Here is a 9,357-nt window from a genome sequence, read left to right on the forward strand (position 1 = left end):
CGTTTAACGGCCAGTTCTTTAAACTCGGTCGTGTAAGCTTTTTTTGGTATCCTGTTCATCATTTGTCTTTCCAAAGTTACGTTTATTTTACGTCACCTTTGGGGAACTAAATTTCAGGGGAAGCTCAGTCTTCGCTTGCCGTCGCTGTCGAGCCATTAATTCCAAAATAGGCAAATACTACGCCGTCAATCTGTACATTTCTTTCAAGGCGATAGCGAAAAGAACCGCATTCACTGAAAATAGCGCTCACAATTTTCTCCTATGAGTAAATGCAAGACTGACCACAAAATAAGCACAAGTAATATAACTAAAATTCATAATTTAAATTTCACACTTGGTATGTCATACGGTAAATGAAAGTCATTTTCCTCAATAGCAGCAATTTTACTCTGTGCATATCGTTCACTTCTGACCTCGTCATAACCAAGTTCACTGAGGTCAATGTTAACGATATATCTTTCAGGTTCTTTTCAGATCTGCACCACGTACACCAATTGCAACAATTTTAGAAACCAGCTCAAGGGATTCCCCTACAGACAATCCTCCCGCTTTGAAAGTTGAAATATCAATGATCGTGGGTTGATCGCCATAACCTGAAGGTTGTTTAATGAAGATAGAAGCCCTATTTTCATCTACTAGAGTCACCGAAATAAAATGGTCTTTTTCAACACATTGTCTATTTTGATTAGTCATATTTTTTCCTCAAACGCTCTCGTTTTTTTAAAAATAATCATTTCTTCAAGCATCATTAGTACCCGTTCGATAACAAAAGTAATTTAGTTTTTAAAGCTAACCAAAGCTTTTTAATATAGCTGCATTGATTCCGTGCGCAAGAATTCGAATATCACTGGGACTAAAAATATGAGCATGTTTAGATTCGTAAAAATATCGAGCATGAGTGAAATAGTCTTTACATTTCTCAAGGAGCGGACGAAGTTGTTGGTTTGTTTCAGATTCAAACAGCAATACTAGGGTTTCTTGAACTTCAGGATTCAGCTTACTAAATATTTGAACTAAATCGTGTCCCCAAACGTTGGATGAGATTTCACCATTAACCAAAACTTGCTCATTATTACTTTGATTTGGCTTTGTAACCTTAGCGTCACACGCCTTCAAGAGTAACTCGACACATAGAGCAAGGTTAGCGACAACGGCCATTACATTTGGTACAAGAATTGAATCATCATGAAACGCGGGTTCAGCTAATGCCAAATAACTTCTTGCACTATCGTAAATTCGTCTTGATTGGTGGATCATAAGTTTCCATTAATTGATATCTCGCCGATTGGTTTTAGTATCACCTGTCGCATTACCCTTTCGCCATGCGTTATCAAACCATTTCGGGAGATTTAATCTATGTCATCGTGAAATGTCTTGGGGACGTCCCCCCAAAAAGAGATGATGGCGTCTGAGAATCTATCAATTTGTGCCTCGGTCACTGTGAGGTCTCTGAAATCAACGCAGTCCATACCTAGAATTTCGACAGCAATGCGATTTGATGGAATATCAAGGTACTCTGAATAGCGCTGCTTCAGATCCTGAAACGATTTTCCATTTCCATGCTTGTAGACGTTCACCACTAGACGGCAAGCGTCTAACATGGGAAAGTACGACCTATTTCGGATATCCCAACCAAGGCACGAAAAAAATTCAACTATTCCGCAAAAGTCCTGCGCCCATACTTTCGCACGCACTTCGTCGCCGTGGTGCCAATGGCGAATTTCATGCACTAACCAGTGGCGCAATTGCTTATCCCATTCATGAAACATACCTGCTACCACAGCAAGGCTGACATCCTTATGCATATCCTTTAGTAACTGATATAAGGCTATTCGCTCGGCATCTGCAGCTTCGTAGACCGCCCCGATATCGTCTTGATCCGCGTCAAAACTACGGCTAGCCCGTCTAATCCATTCATTTGCAGCATTGTTTGCTTCACATTCCATGTCGTCGAACCGTGATAGCAACTTTATACGCTCCTGGGCAACATAGAATTTATGGCGTTCGATCAGCATCTCCCTAAATGGATCCCACATGTGTAATAGTACATATTCACTCATGGCTTTTCCTTAGTTCTGCTGCTTGCTGTTGGAACAAGCACTCTCCCAGTGGGAGTCATATACGGAAAACGTTGCAGCGAGAGGAATATAGTTGACACTTCCAATGAATCATTTTTAGTATAACTTTCTCCATTTTTATAGGGAGCCACTTTCCATGAAATTCGATCTTTGTGCCCCTCTACCGTTTTAAACGACACCACACGGCAACGTTTATCTGCCGGAACTTTAACTTGTGCAACGTGGTGGACACGCGGCTGATGATACTTGAACTCACATAATTGGCCCATGTACGGCCGACCGCGAAGATGATCGCATTTTGAAGTTGGTTGACCACAGATGCTGCATTCAAGCCCAGTAGACAAGAAGCCAGCGCTTAAAAAGACTTGCGACGGGAACAAAAGACGCTCCAACTGCTCCAATTGAGCCAATCTTTCCGAACAATGTGCAAATCCTTTGTGAGCACGCATTGCATCAAGAACGCCCATTTGGGCTGCAACTAAGCAATCCCAGGCAGCATTGGCCTCATCGCGCTTGAGTAGTATGTACATCATAAGTTCGGAATGAATCGCACCAATAGTGCATTCGAATCCGAGGAAGAGGTTAGCAAGGTCCTCATCCTGATTAGTAATAGCTATTTGCTTTGCATTTGCGACATTATGGATTAACGCATCAAGTTTCAGGCACTGCTCATGTTGCAGGTCACTTGAGCGTGCCAGAAAAAGAAAAGCCTCTGCTTCTTTAATGCCTTCATTAAAATAATCGACAACCTCTTGCCGTGACATTTTCTTTGATGTGTTCGCAACGCTCACTTTACCCCCTCTAATTCGCGAACAATGTCAGCGACACTAGCAAGTCCTTCAGGAGGTCCCTTATATTGGACATGTTTGCAAGAACCATCTGGTTTCTCAATGATCACATCGAGCAGTGCTGTACCGTTTTTTTCTCCTTTGAACAGGTCATAAAGGTAATTTGTGATAATACCAAGGCTCACGCTGACCAAGGTCGGATTCTCAGAAAGCGCTGCCAGAGTGTAAAAAAGGGTCGGACCGTACCACTCAAATCCGTATTGCTGCAAGTACGCCGGCCGATTGTCTGCGTCAAAAAGCTCTGTGTAATCGATGTTGTTTGTCCGCATTAGCTTTTTCACTGTTTCGGACTCGGCATGCTGGAAAAGTTCCTCTTTAGTCTTAGCTTGTGCTAGGTTGGATGGTAATATGGCAAAGCCGTCCGGCCTTGCAATCCCCCACTGGGCAAGTTTAGCCGATACTTCAATATAGTCCTGAACGTCGATACTCATGGTTCTCCCAGTAAATTTGGTAATTCAAAACACGCTAACACCATAACAAGACTCACTGGTAGCAATCTCCAAAAGCTATAGTTAGTACCGAACGAAGGCGTCGGTATTCCGTGTCACTTCAGGCGAACGTCTTTAGTATGAGTGCATTTTTAACAACTAAATGTTTGATTTTATTTTTAAGTTATAGAATTAACATAATTTTAACGAAAAAATCTCGAATCTAGATCGTATCTCAGGCTGTATTAAAAAGGTTGTGCGAAAAATCTTATCCAATTCTTGAGTCATGCGAACACAGCACCAGTCAGGTTTTTCGTTGCAAAAAAATTTAACGGATAGATAAATTTAGCCAATTTGTGACTACAACCTCAATAATTTAATTTTTTTGCGTGAACACTCCATCTCATAAAATTTACTTATAGTTTGAAATTGACTCAAAAGTGACTCACATGATTTTAGGAAACTGATTTTTTCGTTCCCATTTCCCGAAATCTTCCAAATTAAAAGTCAACCCGACCACTCCCGTACAATAGAATACGCGCCTTATAGTTGGCAATTCACCGCTAAGAACGTCGATAATAAATTTTAAAAAATCACTGTCTGAAAACCGGGAATAGTAAATGATACTAAATCCATCAATTACCCCTTCGCGTTGATCAGATTTATATTGATTAGCGGAAAGCTTCGACACAAATTCGAAGACTTCTATTCGAGAAAAATACGGATTCAAGGAAATATTGTCAAATTTATGAAAAATATGCAATATTTCAGCTGACACTAACGTATCCAACATTTTTTCAGATATACCAAGTGAATCTAGCACCTGTATTTTTGTAATTTGGTTATCGATATATTTTTTGGCACCCTCCACTGAATCCTGACTAATTAACAATTTACTGTATTCATTTTTTGAACTTATTAAAGTTTCGCAAAGAACGCCATGAAATAAGAGATTCTCAAATCTTTCAACAGAAATATTGGACTTCCCCTAGTTTAGTAGACATTTCATAATGTCGAAACTAAGAAGGGGAAACTCCAAGTGGGAAACAATCGTTACACAGCAGAATTTAAAGCAGAAGCCGTTAAGCAGGTCCTTGAGCGCGGGCATGGTGTTGTCGATGTTTCCAAGCGACTCGGCATTTCCGATAAAAGTCTGTATCTCTGGTTGAAGCAGCACGAGAAACAATCCAATCCGGCTAAGCAAGATAATGCAGATGCACTCAAGTTAGAAGTGACTCGTCTAAAGGCTGAATTAAAACGCACAACAGAGGAGCGCGACATCTTAAAAAAGGCCGCCGCGTACTTTGCCAGGCTGTCAGAGTGAAGTACGCCTTCATTAATCAACACCGTACGCAATTTCGATTGAGCAGTATGTGCCGTGTTTTAAAAGTACATCGCAGCGGTTATTACGCTTGGAAAAAAGTACCGCAGTCCAAACGAGCGATTGAAGATGCCTGTCTTATGGTTGACATTAAGAGATCGTTTGACGGTAGCCAACAAATTTATGGAAGCCCGCGTGTTTATCGTGATTTGCGTGAAGATGGTATTGCTTGTGGTGAGAACAGAGTCGCACGCCTAATGCGGAGCGCGCAGCTGAAATCAATTCGAGGGTATCGTCGGCCACGATACAAAGCTGGGCTACCATCGATTACATCTCCAAATCGGCTGCAGCAGCAATTTAATATCGATCAGCCTGATACGACCTAGGTAACCGATATTACCTACATTAGGACGCACGAAGGCTGGCTTTATCTTGCTGTCATTATTGATCTCTATTCTCGCGCGGTCATTGGCTGGTCAATGAAATCAAGGATGACTACCGATATTATTCTAGATGCATTAATGATGGCTGTATGGAAAAGGAAACCCAAGCAGTCAGTCATTATTCATTCGAATCAGGGAAGCCAATTTGGCAGCGACGATTTTGCACGCTGGTGCAAAGAACACAATCTTGTGCCGAGTATGAGTCGGCGTGGAAATTGTTATGACAATGCAGTCGCAGAATCTTTTTTTAGTAGCTTAAAAAAGGAACGCGTGAAGCAGAAAATATATTCAACAAGAGAGGATGCTAAAGCCGATATTTTTGACTATATAGAAGTGTTTTATAATCGTCAGCGTCGACATAGTCATCTCAATCAAATGAGTCCGTTGGCGTTCGAGAAGTTACAAACTGGAAGTTAAAAAACGTCTACGAAAGTCGGGGAAGTCCAAGCGTTGAACAGATTCTGACTGGCTCGGAGATTGCGCTGCATTCATAGCTAAATCAAAACCACTCTCACTTTTCTCTGGCATTTCTGCACCATATACCTCAAACTCACTTTGATCTGCTTGAGCAGAGAAGCTGAAAAAGTTAAGCATTAGAACGACAAGTGATTTTCGGAAATATTTCATTTCAGATTACTCGTTGCAGATTACTGATGGGCAGCTTTGGATTTCTACTCATCACAGAAATCCGGAACGTAGAAATTGATTTTTTATTTATCAGCCACCAACTTAAGCTAGTGCTTGACCAAGTGCCGAAGAGTAATACGTCTGAGTTTAAAAAAGGTTAAAGTTTTCTTAAAACCACATCACTTTTAACTAGGGAAAATATATTCGACAAATAGATTTTTCGCTGGAGGCAGCAAAGTGCATGAAGTGAGCTAATGGGGAAAGTTGCTGTAAGGTTTCTCTATTTTATCCGCTTAAATATATGAACTTTTTATTAAAAATATAATTTTCATAGCAAAAATCATGCAACTAAAATTCAAGCCTTTCGCCTGTATGTGAAAATAGGTTATCGCGGAGTACGTATGTTTTTTAATATCTGTTAATTCTTGTACGCGCAAAAACTCACCTATTCCTCATTTAATGAAGTGCGCTTTTTTGTGACTCGCTCGCTACAGATCGTAATACCCGCTATCCCGATCAAAAATAAAGTCACCGAAATTATTTCTGCCTGTGTCATCAATATCCCGCTGAATTTAAATACAGGATTCACCCTGATTTGCTCAATCAGAAACCGTTCAATTCCTGCGAAAATGAGGTATACAGAAAAAAGCCAACCAGCTTGAAATGGGTTCTTTCTTAATTTCCATAAAATAAAAAAGCAAAATAACGCCATGGCTGTCTCATATATTGGTGTCGGAAAAACACCCGGATTAGCAATAACTTCGCCATAAATATTATGGTCATAAGTTTGTGACCACAGCCAGGTTGGTAACCAACTGGGTTTAGCCTCCGCATTTGCCATGATACCCCAGTAACCATCACCCGAGATTTGACACCCTACCCTCCCAATTGCATAGCCAATCATCATCGATGGGGCTGCAGCATCGAGCAACGACCGAAAAGGTAATTGCCACTTTCTCACACAAAATATTCCTGAACAAGTACCAAAAATTAATCCTCCGAAGATACTTAAACCAGAAGTACTTAATAGCATTGCAACCGGATCGGCAAAAAAAGTATCAAGATGTTCGAGTATATGAAATAAGCGAGCACCTAAAATACCCGCTAGCATTACTATGAAAGTCAAGTCTGAAACAACATCCTGTGGTGGAACTTCTGATATATATTTTTTCCTATCTGATCCAATTTTTGAAATACTCGCCGGTGGAATATCACCTTCAGCATAAAGGCGACTCAATTCTCGCCTAAGCAGGGTTGATGCAACAATCATCGCTAGAGCAACACATAAGCCGAACGTTGGTATATGTAGCGGCGTATCAATACCAGTTATGGACTTAATTAAATCGCTCAAATAAGGATAAGACATATTTCTCCGTCGATATATTTCTTAGCAATTAAAACCTCTACTGTCTTTGGAGAACCTCGCCAACGTCCGTTTTATAATCTCTCGAATACGAAAAAAATATCGGATTAACTTAAGTAACTACTAGTAGCTTTTAGCTTAAACTGACTGACGACTTGCTCGAGCGAAACCGCCTGATGTTGCATGGACGCTGTTGCGGCGGCGGCCTCTTCTACCAAGGCAGAATTTTGTTGCGTAACACTATCCATATCAATAATGGCAGTATTAATTTGGTTAAGACCAGTTGATTGCTCTTGGTTAGCATTGGCGATCTCACTAATTACTGTCGTCAACCGCTCAACACTAGTAACAATTTCTTGCATGGTTGCACCGGCCTGATCTACGAGTTTGCTCCCTGCTCCAACTTTCTCTACCGAATCGTTGATAAGCGCTTTAATTTCTTTTGCAGCGCTAGCAGAACGTTGCGCCAAATTCCTGACTTCAGATGCAACCACTGCAAAACCTCGCCCCTGTTCTCCGGCACGCGCTGCCTCGACAGCGGCATTTAAAGCGAGAATATTGGTTTGGAAAGCAATACCATCAATCACGGCAATAATATCGACAATTTTTTTTGAAGATTCATTAATTGAACCCATCGTACTTATAACTTCCTCAACTACTACCCCACCCTTTTGAGCCACATCAGATGCGCTATTGGCCATCATTTGCGCCGCTTTGGTATTATCGGAGTTATGTTTTACAGTGCTTGTTAGCTCTTCCATCGCGGACGCAGTCTCCTCGAGAGAGCCAGCCTGCTGCTCAGTTCGTGACGACAAATCGAGATTACCTGATGCTATTTGCGTGGAGGCAGTCGTAATCGTTTCTGTTCCATGACGTACTTCGTTCACGATTTTAGTTAAACTCTCTGTCATTTCTCTCAGAGACCATAGCAACTCTGCAGCCTCATCCTTGCCGTCTATATCAACGTTATTGCTGAGGTCACCCGATGCGACGGTCTTTGCAATATGCACTGCTCTTGCCAATGGACGAGTAATGCTGACTACAAAGTAATAGGTAACGACACTTCCTAAACAAAACGCAATTAGCATACCAAGCAGAGAAAATAGACTAGCCCGCTGATAGGCAATTAATTGATTCTCATTTGTTTCCTTCATCAATCGCTCAGACTGATCAAGAACATAGACAACTATGTCGCCAATTTGCTTGGTTGGTGCTCGGTCCATTCCCTTCACTAGACCATCAACGATATGAGCACTATCGTTGTTTGTAATATCATAGCTTTTTATGGCATCTAGGTATTTACCGTTAAGTTCTTGCATAGATAACTTAGCAGTATTAACTTGCTTCGTATCTAATCCCAATTTATCTAACAAACCTTCTAGCTGATTTAAATCTTTCTGAGTTTCTTCGCCTTTGGTTTTAAATGCGCTCAAGTACTTTTCAAAAGCTGTCGAGTCATTCCCCCGAAGCAACAAATCCTTCCATTCCTGCACCTGTATTTTGAAATCGACCTGTGCTTTTCTCGCGGCATCTACAGAATGTTCTAACATTAATGAACGCTCCATCGCGTCTCGGACTCGATTATTACTTGCTTTAAGGTTTAACCAATCGTTTCCGCCAACAACTAACATAGAAAATAATAAAAAACCGGCCAATAGTCCTAACCGGGTTCCAATTTTGATATCGGTGATTTTCATAACATGCTCCTAATGAAGGTGCTGCATCAAATTTTGGTGACAATTTCATGTTAAAGGAGATAAGAGCTGATCTCAAAAAACAGCAGCTTTATCAACTTGTTCGAAAAGAGCTTCTTTAGACAACATCTGCAAACTGTACGGCGCTAACCTCTGTCTTTTTAGTGGACTTAATAACAAACGCTAACCGTGCGAGTGTCCAATATAAGGAGCGTCGAACTATGTATATTTATTTGCTGGCGTTAGTTAACATCTTGGGATACCTAATAATCATATCTAAATGTATTTGGCGATTCTTCTCCACATCCGTTGATACAATGCCATATTTCAGAATTTGGCGTCTCATCCGAATAGGTACCCAACATCTCATAATCAAATTTGTAGGTTGTGCCAAACATTGGCGAGCGTTTATTTCCGTCGCACCAAAGTGAGCTTCCCCTGAAATTTAGTTCCCCAAAGGTGACGTAAAATAAACGTAACTTTGGAAAGACAAATGATGAACAGGATACCAAAAAAAGCTTACACGACCGAGTTTAAAGAACTGGCCGTTAAACG

At 40.9% G+C, this 9,357-nt stretch carries 9 protein-coding genes and 1 pseudogene; 1 reads left to right on the forward strand and 9 read right to left on the reverse strand.

The genetic code is table 11. The features are described 5' to 3' along the window. Nucleotides 1-124 precede the first annotated feature (124 nt). From ACO0K2_RS19535 to ACO0K2_RS19565, 7 genes are all read right to left on the reverse strand, one after another. The gene (locus ACO0K2_RS19535) at nt 125-250 is read right to left on the reverse strand and encodes a hypothetical protein (protein WP_423021737.1); all 126 of its coding nucleotides are present in this window, start codon (nt 248-250) and stop codon (nt 125-127) included. Nucleotides 251-459: 209 nt separating this feature from the next. Beyond that, on the reverse strand, nt 460-693 hold the full coding sequence (locus tag ACO0K2_RS19540; RefSeq protein ID WP_423021738.1) for a hypothetical protein: 234 nt from the start codon (nt 691-693) through the stop codon (nt 460-462). 96 nt (nt 694-789) lie between these two features. Continuing rightward, nucleotides 790-1,257 carry a hypothetical protein gene (locus ACO0K2_RS19545; RefSeq protein ID WP_423021739.1) on the reverse strand — a complete coding sequence of 156 codons (468 nt, stop codon included), beginning with the start codon at nt 1,255-1,257 and terminating at the stop codon, nt 790-792. A gap of 92 nt (nt 1,258-1,349) precedes the next feature. Next, nucleotides 1,350-2,060: a hypothetical protein gene (locus ACO0K2_RS19550; protein WP_423021740.1), complete on the reverse strand. Its 711-nt coding sequence runs from the start codon at nt 2,058-2,060 to the stop codon at nt 1,350-1,352. Continuing rightward, complete coding sequence (locus tag ACO0K2_RS19555; RefSeq protein WP_423021741.1) at nt 2,057-2,869, reverse strand: hypothetical protein; 813 nt, start codon at nt 2,867-2,869, stop codon at nt 2,057-2,059. Before ACO0K2_RS19555 ends, ACO0K2_RS19550 begins: the two co-directional genes overlap by 4 nt. Beyond that, nucleotides 2,866-3,357 (reverse strand): hypothetical protein, encoded by a 492-nt coding sequence (locus ACO0K2_RS19560; RefSeq protein WP_423021742.1) that lies wholly within the window; start codon nt 3,355-3,357, stop codon nt 2,866-2,868. The genes ACO0K2_RS19555 and ACO0K2_RS19560 overlap by 4 nt, the downstream gene beginning before the upstream one ends. A 442-nt stretch (nt 3,358-3,799) precedes the next feature. Beyond that, a complete protein-coding gene (locus tag ACO0K2_RS19565) occupies nt 3,800-4,246 on the reverse strand; it encodes a hypothetical protein (RefSeq protein ID WP_423021743.1) in 447 nt (148 codons plus the stop codon). Between the two features lie 147 nt (nt 4,247-4,393). On the opposite strand from ACO0K2_RS19565, the pseudogene ACO0K2_RS19570 reads away from it, so the two are divergent. Further along, nucleotides 4,394-5,535, forward strand: a pseudogene (locus tag ACO0K2_RS19570) (IS3 family transposase). A 655-nt stretch (nt 5,536-6,190) separates the two neighbouring features. Here the strand turns inward: ACO0K2_RS19570 and ACO0K2_RS19575 are convergent. Beyond that, nucleotides 6,191-7,111 carry a prolipoprotein diacylglyceryl transferase gene (locus ACO0K2_RS19575; RefSeq protein ID WP_423021744.1) on the reverse strand — a complete coding sequence of 307 codons (921 nt, stop codon included), beginning with the start codon at nt 7,109-7,111 and terminating at the stop codon, nt 6,191-6,193. Between the two features lie 104 nt (nt 7,112-7,215). Then, the gene (locus ACO0K2_RS19580; protein WP_423021745.1) at nt 7,216-8,805 is read right to left on the reverse strand and encodes a methyl-accepting chemotaxis protein; all 1,590 of its coding nucleotides are present in this window, start codon (nt 8,803-8,805) and stop codon (nt 7,216-7,218) included. Nucleotides 8,806-9,357: the final 552 nt, after the last annotated feature.

Origin of the sequence: Undibacterium sp. MH2W, assembly GCF_049340215.1 — a bacterium.
Lineage (GTDB): Bacteria > Pseudomonadota > Gammaproteobacteria > Burkholderiales > Burkholderiaceae_D > Undibacterium.

Excerpts from the sequence above, each read along its gene's own strand:
- ACO0K2_RS19540 (WP_423021738.1), bottom strand. The coding sequence starts at position 693 with ATGACTAATCAAAATAGACAATGTGTTGAAAAAGACCATTTTATTTCG.
- ACO0K2_RS19545 (WP_423021739.1), bottom strand. The coding sequence starts at position 1,257 with ATGATCCACCAATCAAGACGAATTTACGATAGTGCAAGAAGTTATTTG.
- ACO0K2_RS19550 (WP_423021740.1), bottom strand. The coding sequence starts at position 2,060 with ATGAGTGAATATGTACTATTACACATGTGGGATCCATTTAGGGAGATG.
- ACO0K2_RS19560 (WP_423021742.1), bottom strand. The coding sequence starts at position 3,357 with ATGAGTATCGACGTTCAGGACTATATTGAAGTATCGGCTAAACTTGCC.
- ACO0K2_RS19575 (WP_423021744.1), bottom strand. The coding sequence starts at position 7,111 with ATGTCTTATCCTTATTTGAGCGATTTAATTAAGTCCATAACTGGTATT.
- ACO0K2_RS19580 (WP_423021745.1), bottom strand. The coding sequence starts at position 8,805 with ATGAAAATCACCGATATCAAAATTGGAACCCGGTTAGGACTATTGGCC.